We start from the raw sequence: 15,769 nt of genomic DNA, 5'->3' as shown, positions 1-15,769 counted from the left end.
TTTCTATTGTGTCTGAACCTTTTTTATAAAAATACGGTTATATTCGTTCAAGAGATGGTCAAGCTCCTGACTGTACTTAATCGCAGCAGTTGAATGCAGGCCATTCTTCATGGCGACTTGGATTAGTTCAGCCCGCTTATTCTCAATCAAAGACAGTAGTTCTTGTTTTCCTGCCACGGCTGATAGTCCTTTCCTGTGGATTTAAAAGAGGCCCCATTTTATTATTGTCTGTATGTAAGTTTCCAAATTAAAACCATGTAAAAACATGAAAGATTATAACAAATAATGTTAGTTACTCATACAGTATATCGAATAATGGTAATAAATTCAAAAGAAAGTTTCTCTGATATGACAAAAACATTATCAAAATTATAACATGTCCTTTATATGTTTTTAATATAATTATAGTAGGTCACAAAGTGTTCACAAGGTGTCCATTATCTTTCTTGGCGGGATTTTGTTAAAATGGTAAAGAATCAAGAAAAAGTAGGTGTCTTGAATGACTGATGTCAATATATTCATCGCCCTTGGAGCGGGCTTCCTGAGCTTCATTTCTCCCTGCTGCCTGCCATTGTATCCCGCATTCTTATCTTACATAACCGGCATGTCAGTGGGCGAGCTGAAAGAAGAAAACGCGATGCTGCAGAAGCGCAGCATGCTGCATACCCTTTTCTTCCTGCTCGGGTTCTGCATTATTTTCATTGCCCTCGGTTTTGGGGGATCTTTTATCGGAAGAATATTCAGCGATCATAATGATCTGATCAGGCAGATCGGCGCCATCTTCATTGTCATTTTCGGATTGATGGTTGTCGGCGTTTTCAAGCCGGAGGCGCTCATGAAGGAAAGGCGCCTGGAATTCAAAAACAGGCCAGGCGGCTACCTGGGTTCAGTCCTGATCGGCCTTGCATTTGCAGCAGGCTGGACGCCATGCACAGGACCGATCCTCATGTCCGTTTGGGCACTCGCTGCCTCAAATCCTGGCTCAGGCCTTGTGTATATGATTGCCTATTCACTCGGATTTGCGATTCCATTCTTCGTGCTGTCGTTCTTTATCGGCAAAATGCAATGGATCCGCCGCAATAACGTAAAAATCATGAAGATCGGCGGCTATGTGATGATTGTCATGGGTATTGTGCTGTTCTTTGACTGGATGACTCAGATCATATCTATAATGACTGCTATGTTTGGCGGATTTAAAGGTTTCTAAAGGATGGCCCGGCAAAAATGCCGGGTTTTCTTTTATCCTTCCATAAATTACAACTTGAAATTTGAAGGAAAAGCGAAATTTGTCGGATTCTTTGGATTGAATTCTCACTCACATTCCGTTATATTGAAATATGTGCTCTTTTATCTAATACTGTTTTTTGACGTGTGAAATATAGAAAGATACATAATAATAGATTGATTTCTGTTGCAGTGTCGAGGGGGAACCAGCATGGCAAGAATATTAATTGTAGATGACGCAAAATTCATGAGACTCACCTTAACCGGCATCTTAAAGAAAGCCGAACATGAAATCGTCGGGGAGGCCGAAAACGGCCGCGAAGCAATTGACCTTTACCGCGAGCTCAAGCCGGAGCTTGTAACCATGGATATCACCATGCCGGAGATGAGCGGCCTGGAAGCCATGAAGGAAATCAAACAGGAATTTCCTGACGCCAAGGTAGTCATGTGCTCAGCGATGGGCCAGCAGAAGATGGTCGTCGAAGCCATCGAGGCCGGCGCCAAAGATTTTATTGTTAAGCCATTTGATGAAGGCCGCGTGCTCGACGCAGTCAACCGGGTCCTCAGCTGACCCAAAGCCATTTAAGCCTGCTTAAATGGCTTTTCTTTTTGCACCGATGCCCAAAGTCCTGAAAAATATTTTCTAAACAGAGGAATTTAGGATATAATATAATGGTAAATATTAAACATACAAAGGATGAATGCTATGAACATGGTTGTAGCTTCTTCGATCGGAGCCATCTGCATGGCTGTTTTTGTCATGTTCATCCGGATGCGGGCAGCCAAGAAACCTGCTTCAGCCAAAAAGATCATCTTGCCGCCGCTTTTCATGAGCACGGGCGCCCTGATGTTCGTCTTTCCGTACTTTCGCGTCACACCGCTTGAGATATTAGAAGCTGCCGGAGTCGGCATGCTATTTTCAATCCTGTTGATCAAAACCTCGGCATTTGAAGTGCGTGATAATGATATTTTCTTAAAAAGATCTAAGGCCTTTGCCTTTATCCTGGTCGGCCTTCTTGTCGTCCGGATTGTGGCCAAGCTGATCCTCAGCTCCACGATAGACGTCGGCCAGCTGAGCGGCATGTTCTGGATCCTTGCATTCGGCATGATCGTCCCTTGGCGGATCGCCATGTACCTGAACTACAAAAAGATCTACAATGAGCTCAATGGTACCTCATTGAATACAAAAACAACCGTATAACCTTGAAAAACATCGAATTCGCTTTCGGTGTTTTTTTTATAAAATAAGAAAGTATATTTTTTATCCTCGATTACTGTCTAGCTCCAGCGCCTACCCCCTCGAGGTCACAAGCCAATCCTCCCAAAAAGGCAAAGAACGCCTTTCCGGGAGGATCGTCTTGTGCTTGTCGGGGGTGACCAAGGCGCTTGCGCTTTTCTTATGAAAAAAACCACTCCACGGACAGCGGAATGGTTTCTAGAATAAATGCTCATAAGGAGCCATATCAATTTGTCTTTCAGCCAGTTTGCGGCGCAGGAATTTGTGATCACGCTTGGGAGTCGCCAAAATATAGCCGCGAATGATGAGATCCTCCGTAATGCGCTTCGCCTTCTCATTCAATGCCAGCTCGCCGATCTTCCCGGCAATCTTCTGCCGAGCCACATCACGGAAAAGCTCAGGCACCGGACTCACCAAATCCTCCAAGAGCACCTTCTGATCCTTAGCCCAAAGGCTCCGCGTCTGATTCACATAATGCTCTTCCCAATCAAGAATCGACTTCCCATCCTCTTTCGGCATCCGCTTCAAAAACTTCCGGAACATAAAAAAGCCGCCAATCGCAAACAGTGATACCAGCACAACCACCCAAAACAAAATAAACACCAAAAACCAGCCAGTAAGCTCTGTTGTCATTCTACTCACCTACATTACAATAACTTATTTACTATTATTATAAGCATATGAAGGGAAGGAGACAAGCCGAATCCTGCATAAAAAGTGGAACATAAGGGAAACGGCCAAGCCATTTAAACTTGTTTGATGGTACAATAAGGAAAACGGGGAGGGAAATGAATGGAAAGCAGAGCTAGTCTTCAGCAGGAAAAAGAAAAGCTGCAAAAGCAAAAGGATGGGTTATTATTGCAGATTTTTCTGCGCATCGGTCTTCTCGTTGCAGCAGGTATCGCCTACGGACTCTTCATGAGCTTTTTCAGCCCTATTGAAGGGGCAGTCGAAACCATCATTTTCTTTGTCCTCGCCGCATTGGCCGTCTTTCTATGGATCCGCTTCATGGTGCAGCTTTTCCGGGTATACAAGGTGCAATTTGAAATCAACAAGAATAATAAAAAGCTGCTGAAAAAGATCGCCGAAGAAGACCAGGGTCAGAATAAAGGCAAAGGAACCGGCAGCCGGAGCTAAAGGCTTGAAAAGTAAGTTCAAATCCTGCATAATATCATTATTGCTAAATAACAAAAGCAGCACATAACTGCTTTACTCCACGGGGCTGAATGGGGTACTGGTGTCCCTCACGGTCTTCAAAACCGCTCGTGACCTGCGTGCCAGGTCAGCTGGGTTCGATTCCCAGGCGGTCCCGCCATAATATACATATTAGTGCCGTACAGTGATAGGACTGTGCGGTTTTTTGTTTGTTGTTTTGGTGTGTAGGGAGTCTGGCCTCTGACTTCTTTGCAATTTACAGGAACAAGAGCAAGCTTTTTATTCTATAAGATAGTGCATTACTCTGCGCGTTTATTTTGCAATAGCCACCCGCTTCTTTCGGTTATCACAGGACACGGGAGATGTGTTGCCTGCTCCTAGGGACAGATATCCATGGCTTAAGACAGAGCCAAGGAAACTTACTCTGTGGTTCATAATAAGTAAGATAAACAGTGAATTATGGTACGGTGTAAAAGTTTACCGAGGAAGACTACCTTCCCAGCTTGAAAAGTAGTATATAAAAATAAACTGAAAAAACCATAAGAAAACCCACTGGATTTAGTATTCCCTAAACTCGTGGGTTCTTTTTTTGTACCTGTATAGTCCAATATTGTTTAGTTGTTGCCTTAATATAAGTTATTTGCTTTTAGGAAGTTTCTTAGCGTTTCAGTTGTTGTTTTAATTCTTCAATAATGTCTTTTTGGGTTGCTTCAATTCGATTTAAACCATTTCCAATAGCTTGGATGCTTGAATTTATTCCGGTTAACCCTTGTTCTAATTCCATTGTGTCTTCAGTCATTTCGTCCAATAAATCAAATATTTTTTCTAACAGTTCCTTCTCTTTTTCGTTCATCGGAATCAATCCCCACTGTTTGATATATAAATTATATCGCCACTTAAATTAAGACAGTCTTTAATCTTGGAATATGCAGTAGTAAAAAAATAGACATTCGAGACTCCTGTTGAAGTTCTATGGTATTAAGTATTAGGTGCAAGTACATTATTCTTCTATTTTGAAATAGTCACTATCAATTTTCTTGACTATATACTTACTTTCTATAGAAACCCCTACATTATGTTCCAGCATGTACTTCCCAAGTAGTTCACCATCTATTAAAATGATCTTTTTTTCAATATGTTTAACAAATTCTTCGGCTTCTCGTGTAAACTTAGAAGTTGTAATAAAAACACCCTTACGTGCTTTTTTTCCTTCCAAGCTACCAGTAAAGGCTTGGATCTCCGGCCTTCCAACATTACCTTTCCATCTTTTTGCTTGAACATATATTATATCTAGTCCCAACTTATCTTCCTTTATGATTGCATCAACACCTTCATCCTTTACATAATCAGTGGTTTGCCCACTGCCTAAGGTGCCCCCATAGCCCATAGCGAGTAATAAATCTAGTACTATTTCTTCAAACCTTTTAGGGTTGATTTTTTTTATCTGTTCTAAAATCTCTAATGCAAGTAAATTGTTAATTCTTTTAAATTGTTCATCCATTATTTCAGTTGGTGTGCTTTCATCTTCGTTATCGTCTTCCATTGTAAATATTTCAGCAGATTCTCCAACATCTACAATGTCCTCAGTATTATCTTCGGATAGTTCCTTTAAGAATTTACTTATAAGAGGCATATTAGCACCATGCGGGAACTGCTTGAAAACTTTTAACCCTAAGTCGGTTATCTGATATGTGTTTTGCTCTGGTTGTTCAAGGAGTCCAGCAACTTGCAATTCTCGTCTTGCATATCTTGCTCTTATCTTAAACTTTGAATCGCCACTATGTAAGTAAATTTCCTTTTGTTGACCTTGAATAGAGAAAAAGTCGGCTAATGCTTCATTTATCTCGGATACGTGACGAATTTTTCTATCACTAAGGATGTTCAAATAGGGTATTGTAAATTCACTTGGGGTGGGAGGATGGGTGCCTTTATGCTTGAAATGTTTGCTAAGTCTAATGTCGATCTCTTTTTCGCTTAGAGGTTGTGAATATTCTTTAAGAAAATTTATCATATTGTTCTTACGAATCTTTCTATCTCTTAATTTTTTTATATAATGGATGATTTCAACAGATTCATCATCATAAAATATAACTCCACTTTCATCCTTATGATGCGGAATAAAGTCATGAAATAAAGCAATCCAATCTCTTACTGTTGTAGGTGCATACCCACACTTTCCTGCCAACTCTCTTACAGTATATTTCATCATCTATTTTCCTCCATTCATGCAGTATATAATTACTATTATTTTACAGTAAAGTAACCACTTGGTTAATATAAATTTTAATCTTATTAATTTTTCAGCCAAGGGGACAAGCCCCCTTGGCTCATTTTTTAGACGGTGCCAAGGAACCTATCCCTGTGGCTCATGAAAAATTCTCCTTACCCCATGTCCATTTCCTATTCAAATCCATATATAAGAGATAAACAAACATATAGGAGTGATTAGAAATGCATATGCAGATCAAAGGGTGGACTCAGTTTAAAAGTCTGGTTCGGTGGAGTGTTGTGTTTCATCATTTGGAGGGATTGTGTTTATTTTTGCTGCTGAAGAGCGATGCGATGTTGAAGGATGAAGTGCCTTGTGGAGGGACCATACTGAATTTGGAGCAGTATGTCTGTTCTACCCATCTTTTGCGGGAGGACCTATGGTTTTATAACCTGAAGAAGAGGGATTTTTATAGTGATTCGCGGATTCAGCGTCCAATTAAGCGGCTGGAAAAGCTCGGTCTGATTATGGCGGAGCTGTTTTCGCATGGTATTTTGTTTACGGTTTTTGGGGTGGATAAGTCTATTATGGTCGAAAGCTGGCTGAAATGGAAAAGGCAAGTGCTGCCGAGGTACAGCCTAAAACAGACCAGAATCTTTTTTTTCGCCCGAAAGTGAATCGGTCATGAAGGACTCGTGAATCGAACCTGAATACACAATAGAGAAAAGAAATAAAGAAAGAATAGAAAGAATAAAAACAACAACAACAGCATCTCTGAAGAAGTCTTGAGAGCAAAAATCGCTAGTTCTGCTGACCACCTCATGGGTGAAGGCTTTTCTCTGACAACCATGGATGACAGCGATAAAACGTAATCTGTAAGCCGCTATATTCGATTGAGCAGCTGACGGCATTTATGGACCAGCAGAGACGGAACAGAGCGAGATACGTCCCGGTGCAACATTTTCCTTTTACAAATAAATAGTGCTCAATCTTGATGTAATTGATATGTCCTTTACTAATACAATCAAAAAAATAAACCCGCCTACGCTGAAGGCGAGTTCACTTTCTGTATGACAGGCTCAGAACGATCTTGCGATTGCATTTGCTGCAGTCTTAACCTCCACCATCCGATTGAAACCGCAATGATGGAAAATGCGCATGTGATTGTGAGTACAGTGGCTCCATCAAGTTTTAATAAAAGAACACCTCCCAATAAAACACCAATTGGCTGCGCTATAGTGGCTCCTGAAGATAATACCCCCATTGCGCTTCCTAAAATGTTAACTGGTATAGCTTCCTGCAGAGTTGTTTGAAAAATGATCGTTATTGGCGCAGCGAGCAATCCGAATAGGCCGAAAGCTATTAAACTGAATACGATTGAATCTAAGAAATTGCCGCCCATGACGGCTGCTAATGCTGATCCAATGTATAAAAATATAGAGGTATTAAAATTTATCTGTTTGAATTTGTATGTGAAAGCTGCCCCTATTAAGGTGCCAGCGCCAATGGCAGTGAAGCACAATCCTAGAGCAGCTGAGCCATTAATTTTCAAATCAGAAAATAGAGTTGGCAAAAGAACATCCATGATCATAACGAATGACATATTGGTAAATACAGCTGAAGAAATAGCAATGAAAATCCATTTTTGCTCTTTCAGATCTCTGACAGTTGTCTTAAAGGCAGTCATCACACTCTTATTTTGATTAGAAGTGTGAGGTATTTTGACTTTAACTAACAGAACGATATAGCAAAGGACAGAAAAAAATGACAGGATAACAGCCACAATCATGGATAGGGAAAAACCGCCTGTCAGCAGAAGTATCCCGGCCGCGCTGGTTCCCAATAAATTGGACACTTGTGTGACAACAGTTATCACACTATTAACGGACTTTAATTCTCCAGGATTGCATAATATCGGTACCAGAGTTCTTTCTAGGGGAGTGAGAACAGCGGATGAGATCCCTATGAATATGACGACTCCTGCATATATCCAATAATTAGCCCCGGATGGATCAATTTTTAACCATCCCACCACCAGCAAAAGCAAAAGAGAAAAAAGGTGCCAGATGCTTGACCACAGTCCTAAAGGTATCTTGTTCATACGATCAATGGCAATTCCGCTTAAAGTAGTTAATAATATGCCCGGTATGTAACGGAAAGCCATGAGTGATCCGAATACCAAAGGAGAATTCGTTATATTAGTGAAATACCAAGCCAGTGTTAAGAAAACAATGCTCGATTGCAAGGACTGAGTCCCTAAAGCAATTACTATTATGCTTACTCTCTTATTCATACGTCTTTACACCTTGTTTCATATACTCCATTAAGCTCCAACGTTGAGTTGGATAATTCATTGAACTTATATTGCTCTCCCAAATACAATCACCAGCCTAGTTGAAATTCTCCATTATTATGTGGATTTTTTTTCCTACTAACCAATCTTACTTTATATTTACTATTTTTGGTATTGGGAAAATGATTAAGTAGTTCATTCCTCCCGTATGAAGCGTTATAATCTTAATCAACAAGTGATTTACATAACCGAATTTAAACTCACACAAAGTATAAAAAACCCTGTTTATTGGAGTGCAAGGCACGCAGACTCCAGCGGGAAAGCAGCGGCAATGCTGAGACCCCGCAGCGCGCAGCGGGAGGAGGCTCAGCGTCGCCCCGCGGAAAGCGAAGTGCCTGGAACGGAAATGAACAGCCCATATTTAAGCCACTCTTGTGAATTTTCATAAATCTCAGTTGAAAAAGAAGATTATTAGGGTACCCTCAAAGGGTCTTATCTTTCATACTAATAAGAAATTAATCGGCACTGACCGCCGTTAACTCACCTGCAAAATTAAGCAAGCTAAAGGAAGGATAATCCATGTATTATATTAGAAGCATACTAACACAAACTGCAGGATTCCTTGTTCTGTTGCTGGTTGCTGCGCTGCCATTATATTTATATAACTTGGATGGGAAGGTCATTTTTCTTCCTTCAAAGATTCCAGGCGAGGTACTTGCTTTTATAAAAGGTCTATTTACAGGTGAGTCCTACTATTACATGCAAGGGGACCGAAGAAGATTTTTGCTATTTGACCTATTGAGCTTTTTTAGTGTCTCCTATGTCTATGTCTCAGTCTCATTATCTATTGTTATTGTATTATCCTTTATTTTTGGTATATGGCTATGGAAAAAAAGTGAGAAGTGGGTAAACTCCATATTAGGATTTGTGGGATTTATCCCGGATTTCATTTTAGTTTTATTGCTTCAGCTTTTTGTTACCTATATTTATAAACAAACTGGTATGCGCGTTGCAAAGGTTGCTTCGCTATCGCTCGAGGAACCGGCCATTTTACTGCCAGTTTTGACGTTAACGATCCTGCCCCTTTTGTATTTAGTCCGTTCCTTAAACGACCGCACTTTTGAGGTGGCTTCTGAAGATTACATACTAACAGCTGTTTCCAAGGGACTTACGAAAAGGCAGATTTATCTCTACCATGTGACCAGCAATGTACTTCCTTTTTTAAAGGCTGATATCTATAAGATCGTAGGGATCACGACAGCTAATCTATTTATTATCGAGCATCTTTATAATACAAGGGGGTTAACTGAAATCCTATTCGAATATCCGGTGAACTTTGGCTACCAGTATAACCTCGTAGTCATTTCCCTGCTTTCTTTCTTTATCCTTTATATCGCTGTGCTATTTACGATGAAGCTCTTTATTTTCGGAATAGAGAAGGTGTTATTGCGTGGGTAAATGGAATCTAAAATTAAAAGCAGGCATACTGCTGCTCATCTTCTTTTTCTTCATTTCAATAATAGGTCCTTATATTGCCCCTTATGCAGCAGATGAGCTGTCCGATGTTCAGTACGTAACAACAGAATCAGGAAATAAATTAATAGCCCCTCCATATCCTCCATCCGAAAAACACCATTTTGGCACCGATCAATGGGGCTATGACATTTTATCTCTCCTATTATATGGAGCCAGGTATACTTTTTTCACTGTGTTTATCTGTGCTTTTTTGCGATCCCTAATAGGTGGTGCGCTTGGGCTTTATTTTGCTGTCAGCAACAGGTCGTTAGCTATAAGGAAAGAAAGGAAAAAGCTTCCCAATCTATTAAGCGGATTTCCTGTCTTTATATTTGTTTATTTTGTTCTCTTCCGATTGAATTTTGTCCCGGTATGGGGTGAAAATGCCTTAATCCTCCTCACTGGGACCCTTATGGTGATTCTTGGGATTAATGGAGTGTACAATGTCGTATTTGCCAAAACAGCAGAATTAAAAACCAGCCTCTATGTTTTAGCTTCTCAAACGATAGGAGGGAGCCGCTCGCACATTGCTAAAACTCATATTCTCCCTGCATTGAAAGGCCAGTTCATGATTATTTTTGTGAATGAAGTTATACTGGTCCTTCATTTAATTGGGCAACTGGGCATATTCAGTATATTTCTCGGCGGAACATTTGTCAGGATGGATCCAGTTATCTATATCTCAATGACCAAAGAATGGGCCGGTCTCATTGGCCAATTCCGATCCGCTTTCTATTATTCTCCCTGGGTCATCCTATTTCCGCTTGCTGCATACCTCTTACTGCTGTTTTCATTTTACTTAATTCTCCAGGGGTTTGTTCAGAAGGAAAGAGTTAAGCATAGGAAGAGTCCTCTAATATAGCGTGTCTCGGTAAATTTTGTGAAAATCTTAAAAGAAGGGAAATCAGGAAACATGATTCTAAAGTTTCAACTAGCATTTTATGGTAATATACATTAAAGAGAATAAGGAGGGATACCAGTGATAAAAACTGTTTCGAAATTCACTTTCTAAATAGCAAAGGCTGCTCTTAAAATGAGCGATGGTAGATTGCCTTAAATGATTCTTTTTTTGCAGTCTTTGCTGATCTTAATTATAAGGAGAGCAAAGATATGGGATATGTTAAAGCCACACAGGTATTACCCTCTGAGCTTTTACTCGCCATTCAAGAATATGTTGAGGGTGATTACCTCTACATTCCAAGAAAAAAAGGCAATGAAAAATCTTGGGGAGAAAAAAGCGGGACAAAATATACGTTAAGAATTCGGAATAGAGAAATCTATCAAAAATATAAGGAAGGAAAATCTAAACAAGATTTAGCGACAGAATACTTTCTTTCCATTAAAAGCATTGAAAGAATTATTTCCAAAGAATATACGCATTGAATTAAACGAAGGAAGTCTCCTGGCGACTATTTATTCAGTCAAGGAGGGTTCCTTTTTTCGCTTAAAAATAATACAGAACAGTTTATTAGGTACAGTGAGTTATTGGAGTGTTTTAAGATATAAGATATAAGATATAAGATATGAACCACATTACTAGGAAGAGTTTTTATTGCTTAATATTCTAACAATTGAAGGAGAACATTATGACAAAGAAGGCATTATTAGTAATTGACGTACAAAACGGAATTGTAGATATCGGAGATTTTCAACATGAGTTATCACTAATGGAAAAGGTGATAAAGGATTTCAAGGATAATGGAATGCCAGTTATATTTATGAGGCATATGGATGATCTTATAGAAAGTCCGCTATATAAGGATTCACTTGGGTCAAAAGTACATGCTTCCCTAAAAGAGTATGCCGATTATGTAATAGAGAAACAAAGTCCAAGTTCCTTTTTTAACACGAAATTGGCTGATATATTAGAAGAGCTTGGGGTAAATCACCTATTTATAACCGGGTTCAATACTGAGTTCTGCTGTATGTTTACAGCTATTTCTGCTTATGATAGAGGGTTTCATGTAACTTTTATTGAGGATGCAACCGGAACTGTTAACTCCGAAGAGACTTATGAAATGAAAGGTCTTGATATAAAAGATTTTATCGGAACTGTCTTACACTGGTCACAGGCTATTGAAGTATTGGATTATGAAGACTATGTGATGGAATATAAGAAATAGAGCCAAGGGGACAGACCCCATATCCATCAAGCTAACTAGAAAGTGAAGAGGAATGTGCTAATGCTTTGAGGCTAATCTAAAAATCTGCATACCTAAATAAGAATTGTTAATTGATTTTTTAAAAGTACCATGCTTAGGCTGCTGAATCCTTGGCAGCCTTCCCAACAGTCCTTTCATAGGAGACTTTCAATATATGAAACAGTCAGCTTCTTTTTCCAAGGCTCTTTTCGTAAACATTGTTGCTTTTGAAACAGACAAGGAACCAAGAAGCACTCTCTTTTGAGCGATGTGACCTTCAAGGAACTAAAATTAGCAACAGTAATCTAATAAACCTGCAAATAACGGATAGTGACATATCAGGAATGACGATAGATAATATACCAGTAGAAAAACTACTTGAAGTGTATTACCAAGAGTTAAAAAAGTAAATATTCCTTACAGAGAGCAGCCGCATTCATAGGGATGGCTGTTTTTCTATACCTCACAAAAATTTCACCGTAAAACAATTTGAGTTTTGGCAGGCACTGAGTAGCATCTGATTTATCTGCTCTTTGTCCACCATCTTCTTACTTTGCTGAAGGAAACTGAACCAATATATGTAATCATCTATTAATCGTCTGACGGATTTGAACAATCTGCCTCATGCTGTCAAACTCAGAACGCAGCTCATTGATTTCTTTCATTACGGCGTCTTGGACTTCAAAGGACTCAGCAGATAGAAACATCTTGTATTTAAAATATGGCATCAAGCATGGAGCTTTAGCCAATAAAAAAACCGACTCCCCCACAAGACGTTTCTCCTGATGAGCTGAAGGAAATGCAGGAAGAAAACAAAAAATAGGTGATTTACATAACCGAATTTAACTACACACAAAGTATAAAAAACCCTGTTAATTGGAGTGCAAGGCACGCAGACTCCAGCGGGAAAGCAGCGGCAATGCTGAGACCCCGCAGCGCGCAGCGGGAGGAGGCTCAGCGTCGCCCCGCGGAAAGCGAAGTGCCTGGAACGGAAATGAACAGCCCCATATTACCGCCACCCTTGTGAATTTTCATAAATCTCAGTTGAAAAAGAAGATTATCAGGCTGTGCTTAATGTGTCTTATTAAACAAACTAAATGAAATCTATTTGCCCCGAAGCCGGAAATATTTAATTCAATCAAGTAAACCGTCTTACATATAGAAACTTACCAAGAAACATGCACTAGAATAAAATTACATCATATACAGGAAATATCCCGGTTGAATGCTTGAGGAGGATATTATGAAACCTGTATTACCCAGTGAAAAATATTTCGGTAATTTAGAATTGGTGTTTTCATTTTATGGGCCTATGCCTACAGGTGTTACTGTTTCAGAAAATGGCCGTATTTTCGTTTGCTTTCCGAAATGGGGAGACGATGTTGAATTTACGGTGGCTGAAATTGTTGGGGATCAATTGCAGCCTTATCCTAATTTACAAACCAATTTGGTTAACCCCGGGAATGTCACAATGACTTTCATCAGTGTCCAAAGTGTAGTTGCGGATGGTTTGGGCACACTTTGGGTACTGGATACAGGAGCACCTAATTTTTCTGTACCCATTAAAGGCGGGGCAAAATTAGTGGCTGTTGATTTAAAAACCAATACGATTAGAAGGGTATATACCTTTACAGATGATGTTGTCCTGCCAACGACTTATCTGAATGATGTACGATTTGATTTTCGTGTTGGAAAAGCAGGTTATGCCTATATAACGGATTCTTCATCAAGAGGGCCAGGAGCTATTATCGTCGTAGATTTAGCAAATGGAAACGCATTTAGACGGTTAAATGGAGCCCATTCAACTTCGCCTGATCCCTATTTTATACCGAAAGTAGAAGGCCAAATCTTAATGAACCGAAACAAAGACGGTTCAACTTCACCATTTAGATTGGCGTCTGATAGTCTTGCGATTTCTCCCGATGGAAAGATAGTATATTTTGCTCCTCTAAGCAGCCGTCATTTGTTCTCGATCTCAACAGAAGCCCTCAGGGACAGAACGCTGCCGGACACGGATTTACCTTATCATGTGGAATATTTGGGTGAAAAAGGGGCATCTGATGGAATGATTACCGATGCAAAAGGAATCGTTTATGCCGGGGACTATGAAAATAACAGTATCCGTAAGATATTTCCGAATGGAGCAATAGAAACCATCGCACATGATCCAAGAATATTATGGCCGGATACTTTTTCAATTGGCCCTGATGGATACTTATATGTCATTGTAAACCAATTGCATCGGCAGGCCAGATTTCATTATGGAAGAGATTTACGGGAAAAACCTTATAGTTTACTTCGGATGTATATTGGGGAATTATCTGCTCCAGCCTTTTAACCATGAGGGTCTACTTCTTTCACAGGCAGCAGGTCATTTAGATGCTATTCAGCATTATTAGGAATACAGGAACCATATTTTAGACCTGTATCAACTAAGATGGAGTGGCGAAACCGTCGGAAAAACCTGTTATTTGCAGGTTTTTTTGTTGTCTTATTTTAAGATAGGAGATTTTTTCCGTAGCTCCTTCGAAACAAATCTTTTGCTTTGCGCAGAACAGATAGGTAATATATGAATATCGCGAATTGCCGATTTGGCGTGACGCTTTCAGATCTCTATCCAGCTTCCATTGAGATAGTGATAATCAATATAGAAAGAGGCAAATGACATTGAAGCAGGAATTGGAACGCTTAAATGATGAACAAGCCGTTGAAATTTTTAAGGCATTGTCAAACCAGACGAGGGTGAGCATTCTTCAAATGTTAAAAGATCCCGAGAGTCATTTTTCACTGCAAGCCCATATTATTGCTGATGAAGGATTTAAAGGCGGGGTTTGCGTAGGGGATATCAGAAGTAAGGCCGGGATTTCGCAATCCACAACTTCACAGTATTTATCGATTCTGCTGCAAAGCGGACTGGTTGAAATGAAGCGAATTGGACAATGGACATATTATCGCCGTAATGAGGAGACAATTAAAAAGTTCGAAAAATACATTGGTACAAAAATTTAAGGAGAATTGAAGTGAGTTTATTACAGCATCGAGCATTTAACAGATTGTACCAGCAGGATAAAATGACGCTTGGTTTCACGATTCCGACGGCAAGGATGTCGAAATATCCGATTATGGAAAATCAGCTGCCGCTTGCCCGCAAAATTGAAAACCATGGTTTTGCGGCATTGTGGCTTCGGGACGTTACGATTCAGAATTTGAATATTGATGATAATGGGCAAATGTATGATATATGGATTTATTTGACCTATCTTGCGGCCCATACCAGGAATATTGCACTTGGGACGGCGAGTGTGGTCCTCCCGCTGCGCCATCCTGTCCGGGTGGCAAAGGAAGCATCATCTATTGACCGGCTGTTTCCCGAACGCCTGATCATGGGAGTGGCCTCAGGAGACAGGGATAAAGATTTCACAGCCCTAGGAATCTCCAAGCTCGAAAGTGGAAATCTGTTTAAAAAGAATTATGCATTCCTTGAACGGCTGTTAAAGGAGGAGAATCCGACCATTAGCAGTGATTCAGGCATGATCGATGGAACCGATATGAGAATGTTTCCCAAACCTTTTTCAGCGATTCCGACCATGGTGACAGGATTCACAAATCAATCGATTGAATGGATCGCACAAAATGGGGACGGCTGGATCCAATACCCGAGGAACATGCCACAGCAAACTCAATTGATTAAAGATTATCGCGAGTTGTCGGAAATTCACGCCCCTGGAGTGTTTAAGCCCTTCACCCAGACTTTATTCATCGATTTATCGGAAAATCCCGATTCATCTCCTGTTCCGATTTCGTTAGGATTTCGTGCAGGGCGCAAGCACTTATTGGAAATTCTGTATCAATTTCAATCCATTGGTGTCAATCACCTGGCTTTTGTATTGTATTTTTCAAGGCGCCCTCCCGAGGAAGTCATCCAGGAGCTTGGAGAGTTTGTGCTGCCTTACTTTCCGACTCATGAAATTCCAGTAATAGATTAGCTTTTAAAA

18 protein-coding genes, 1 tRNA gene and 2 pseudogenes are annotated in these 15,769 nt (G+C 40.1%); 14 read left to right on the top strand and 7 right to left on the bottom strand.

Annotation, left to right across the window (positions count from 1 at the left end):
• Positions 1–3: 3 nt before the first annotated feature.
• On the bottom strand, positions 4–177 hold the full coding sequence (locus ABU165_RS08260; RefSeq protein ID WP_009790949.1) for an aspartyl-phosphate phosphatase Spo0E family protein: 174 nt from the start codon (positions 175–177) through the stop codon (positions 4–6).
• Positions 178–499: 322 nt separating this feature from the next.
• On the opposite strand from ABU165_RS08260, the gene ABU165_RS08255 reads away from it, so the two are divergent.
• The 3 genes from ABU165_RS08255 (at position 500) to ABU165_RS08245 (ending at position 2,425) form a co-directional block, all read left to right on the top strand.
• Positions 500–1,207, top strand: a complete 708-nt coding sequence (locus ABU165_RS08255; RefSeq protein WP_009790950.1) for a cytochrome c biogenesis CcdA family protein — start codon at positions 500–502, stop codon at positions 1,205–1,207.
• Positions 1,208–1,435: 228 nt separating this feature from the next.
• Positions 1,436–1,795 (top strand): response regulator, encoded by a 360-nt coding sequence (locus ABU165_RS08250; protein WP_009790952.1) that lies wholly within the window; start codon positions 1,436–1,438, stop codon positions 1,793–1,795.
• Between the two features lie 135 nt (positions 1,796–1,930).
• Entirely contained in the window at positions 1,931–2,425 is a 495-nt protein-coding gene (locus tag ABU165_RS08245; protein WP_022543750.1) for a CcdC family protein, read from the top strand.
• Between the two features lie 234 nt (positions 2,426–2,659).
• Here the strand turns inward: ABU165_RS08245 and ABU165_RS08240 are convergent, their stop codons facing one another.
• The gene (locus tag ABU165_RS08240; RefSeq protein WP_318060070.1) at positions 2,660–3,094 is read right to left on the bottom strand and encodes a DUF2621 domain-containing protein; all 435 of its coding nucleotides are present in this window, start codon (positions 3,092–3,094) and stop codon (positions 2,660–2,662) included.
• Between the two features lie 159 nt (positions 3,095–3,253).
• Here ABU165_RS08240 and ABU165_RS08235 point away from each other — a divergent pair, with 159 nt between their 5' ends.
• Together ABU165_RS08235 and ABU165_RS08230 are read left to right on the top strand one after the other, a co-directional pair.
• Positions 3,254–3,598 (top strand): hypothetical protein, encoded by a 345-nt coding sequence (locus ABU165_RS08235; RefSeq protein ID WP_318060069.1) that lies wholly within the window; start codon positions 3,254–3,256, stop codon positions 3,596–3,598.
• Positions 3,599–3,679: 81 nt separating this feature from the next.
• Positions 3,680–3,776: transfer RNA gene (locus tag ABU165_RS08230), tRNA-Sec, on the top strand.
• Between the two features lie 498 nt (positions 3,777–4,274).
• Here the strand turns inward: ABU165_RS08230 and ABU165_RS08225 are convergent.
• Together ABU165_RS08225 and ABU165_RS08220 are read right to left on the bottom strand one after the other, a co-directional pair.
• Positions 4,275–4,469, bottom strand: a complete 195-nt coding sequence (locus tag ABU165_RS08225; RefSeq protein WP_318060068.1) for a hypothetical protein — start codon at positions 4,467–4,469, stop codon at positions 4,275–4,277.
• Between the two features lie 147 nt (positions 4,470–4,616).
• Complete coding sequence (locus tag ABU165_RS08220; protein WP_318060067.1) at positions 4,617–5,825, bottom strand: restriction endonuclease; 1,209 nt, start codon at positions 5,823–5,825, stop codon at positions 4,617–4,619.
• A 242-nt stretch (positions 5,826–6,067) separates the two neighbouring features.
• On the opposite strand from ABU165_RS08220, the gene ABU165_RS08215 reads away from it, so the two are divergent.
• Entirely contained in the window at positions 6,068–6,502 is a 435-nt protein-coding gene (locus tag ABU165_RS08215; protein WP_318060066.1) for a hypothetical protein, read from the top strand.
• Positions 6,503–6,867: 365 nt separating this feature from the next.
• Here the strand turns inward: ABU165_RS08215 and ABU165_RS08210 are convergent, their stop codons facing one another.
• Complete coding sequence (locus ABU165_RS08210; protein ID WP_101547537.1) at positions 6,868–8,118, bottom strand: MFS transporter; 1,251 nt, start codon at positions 8,116–8,118, stop codon at positions 6,868–6,870.
• Positions 8,119–8,697: 579 nt separating this feature from the next.
• On the opposite strand from ABU165_RS08210, the gene ABU165_RS08205 reads away from it, so the two are divergent.
• The 5 genes and pseudogenes from ABU165_RS08205 to ABU165_RS25190 form a co-directional block, all read left to right on the top strand.
• A complete protein-coding gene (locus tag ABU165_RS08205; RefSeq protein WP_318060065.1) occupies positions 8,698–9,576 on the top strand; it encodes a peptide ABC transporter permease in 879 nt (292 codons plus the stop codon).
• Positions 9,569–10,495: a peptide ABC transporter permease gene (locus ABU165_RS08200; protein WP_318060064.1), complete on the top strand. Its 927-nt coding sequence runs from the start codon at positions 9,569–9,571 to the stop codon at positions 10,493–10,495. Before ABU165_RS08205 ends, ABU165_RS08200 begins: the two co-directional genes overlap by 8 nt.
• Before the next feature lie 248 nt (positions 10,496–10,743).
• Complete coding sequence (locus ABU165_RS08195) at positions 10,744–11,016, top strand: CD3324 family protein (protein ID WP_248137994.1); 273 nt, start codon at positions 10,744–10,746, stop codon at positions 11,014–11,016.
• Positions 11,017–11,219: 203 nt separating this feature from the next.
• Positions 11,220–11,756, top strand: coding sequence for a cysteine hydrolase family protein (locus ABU165_RS08190; RefSeq protein ID WP_318060063.1), 537 nt, complete (start codon positions 11,220–11,222; stop codon positions 11,754–11,756).
• A 263-nt stretch (positions 11,757–12,019) separates the two neighbouring features.
• Positions 12,020–12,184 (top strand): annotated as a pseudogene (locus tag ABU165_RS25190) (GNAT family N-acetyltransferase); the annotation flags it as partial.
• Positions 12,185–12,237: 53 nt separating this feature from the next.
• Here the strand turns inward: ABU165_RS25190 and ABU165_RS08185 are convergent.
• Positions 12,238–12,363 (bottom strand): annotated as a pseudogene (locus ABU165_RS08185) (IS1595 family transposase); the annotation flags it as partial.
• Complete coding sequence (locus ABU165_RS08180) at positions 12,359–12,544, bottom strand: hypothetical protein (RefSeq protein ID WP_101547542.1); 186 nt, start codon at positions 12,542–12,544, stop codon at positions 12,359–12,361. The gene ABU165_RS08180 and the pseudogene ABU165_RS08185, both read right to left, overlap by 5 nt.
• Before the next feature lie 473 nt (positions 12,545–13,017).
• Between ABU165_RS08180 and ABU165_RS08175 the strand changes: the two genes are divergently transcribed.
• From ABU165_RS08175 to ABU165_RS08165, 3 genes are all read left to right on the top strand, one after another.
• A complete protein-coding gene (locus ABU165_RS08175; RefSeq protein WP_318060062.1) occupies positions 13,018–14,112 on the top strand; it encodes an L-dopachrome tautomerase-related protein in 1,095 nt (364 codons plus the stop codon).
• 419 nt (positions 14,113–14,531) lie between these two features.
• Positions 14,532–14,783 (top strand): ArsR/SmtB family transcription factor, encoded by a 252-nt coding sequence (locus ABU165_RS08170; RefSeq protein ID WP_249276775.1) that lies wholly within the window; start codon positions 14,532–14,534, stop codon positions 14,781–14,783.
• Positions 14,784–14,794: 11 nt separating this feature from the next.
• Complete coding sequence (locus tag ABU165_RS08165; protein WP_318060061.1) at positions 14,795–15,760, top strand: TIGR03571 family LLM class oxidoreductase; 966 nt, start codon at positions 14,795–14,797, stop codon at positions 15,758–15,760.
• Positions 15,761–15,769: the final 9 nt, after the last annotated feature.

Source organism: Cytobacillus sp. T106 (assembly GCF_040492155.1).
GTDB lineage: Bacteria > Bacillota > Bacilli > Bacillales > Cytobacillaceae > Bacillus_AB > Bacillus_AB infantis.
This window is presented reverse-complemented; position numbering and strand designations above follow the sequence as displayed.

Bases quoted from the DNA above. Each gene is read 5' to 3' on its own strand.
- ABU165_RS08255 (WP_009790950.1), top strand. From the start codon at position 500: ATGACTGATGTCAATATATTCATCGCCCTTGGAGCGGGCTTCCTGAGC.
- ABU165_RS08250 (WP_009790952.1), top strand. From the start codon at position 1,436: ATGGCAAGAATATTAATTGTAGATGACGCAAAATTCATGAGACTCACC.
- ABU165_RS08245 (WP_022543750.1), top strand. From the start codon at position 1,931: ATGAACATGGTTGTAGCTTCTTCGATCGGAGCCATCTGCATGGCTGTT.
- ABU165_RS08240 (WP_318060070.1), bottom strand. From the start codon at position 3,094: ATGACAACAGAGCTTACTGGCTGGTTTTTGGTGTTTATTTTGTTTTGG.
- ABU165_RS08235 (WP_318060069.1), top strand. From the start codon at position 3,254: ATGGAAAGCAGAGCTAGTCTTCAGCAGGAAAAAGAAAAGCTGCAAAAG.
- ABU165_RS08225 (WP_318060068.1), bottom strand. From the start codon at position 4,469: ATGAACGAAAAAGAGAAGGAACTGTTAGAAAAAATATTTGATTTATTG.
- ABU165_RS08220 (WP_318060067.1), bottom strand. From the start codon at position 5,825: ATGATGAAATATACTGTAAGAGAGTTGGCAGGAAAGTGTGGGTATGCA.
- ABU165_RS08215 (WP_318060066.1), top strand. From the start codon at position 6,068: ATGCATATGCAGATCAAAGGGTGGACTCAGTTTAAAAGTCTGGTTCGG.
- ABU165_RS08210 (WP_101547537.1), bottom strand. From the start codon at position 8,118: ATGAATAAGAGAGTAAGCATAATAGTAATTGCTTTAGGGACTCAGTCC.
- ABU165_RS08205 (WP_318060065.1), top strand. From the start codon at position 8,698: ATGTATTATATTAGAAGCATACTAACACAAACTGCAGGATTCCTTGTT.
- ABU165_RS08195 (WP_248137994.1), top strand. From the start codon at position 10,744: ATGGGATATGTTAAAGCCACACAGGTATTACCCTCTGAGCTTTTACTC.
- ABU165_RS08190 (WP_318060063.1), top strand. From the start codon at position 11,220: ATGACAAAGAAGGCATTATTAGTAATTGACGTACAAAACGGAATTGTA.
- ABU165_RS08175 (WP_318060062.1), top strand. From the start codon at position 13,018: ATGAAACCTGTATTACCCAGTGAAAAATATTTCGGTAATTTAGAATTG.
- ABU165_RS08170 (WP_249276775.1), top strand. From the start codon at position 14,532: ATGTTAAAAGATCCCGAGAGTCATTTTTCACTGCAAGCCCATATTATT.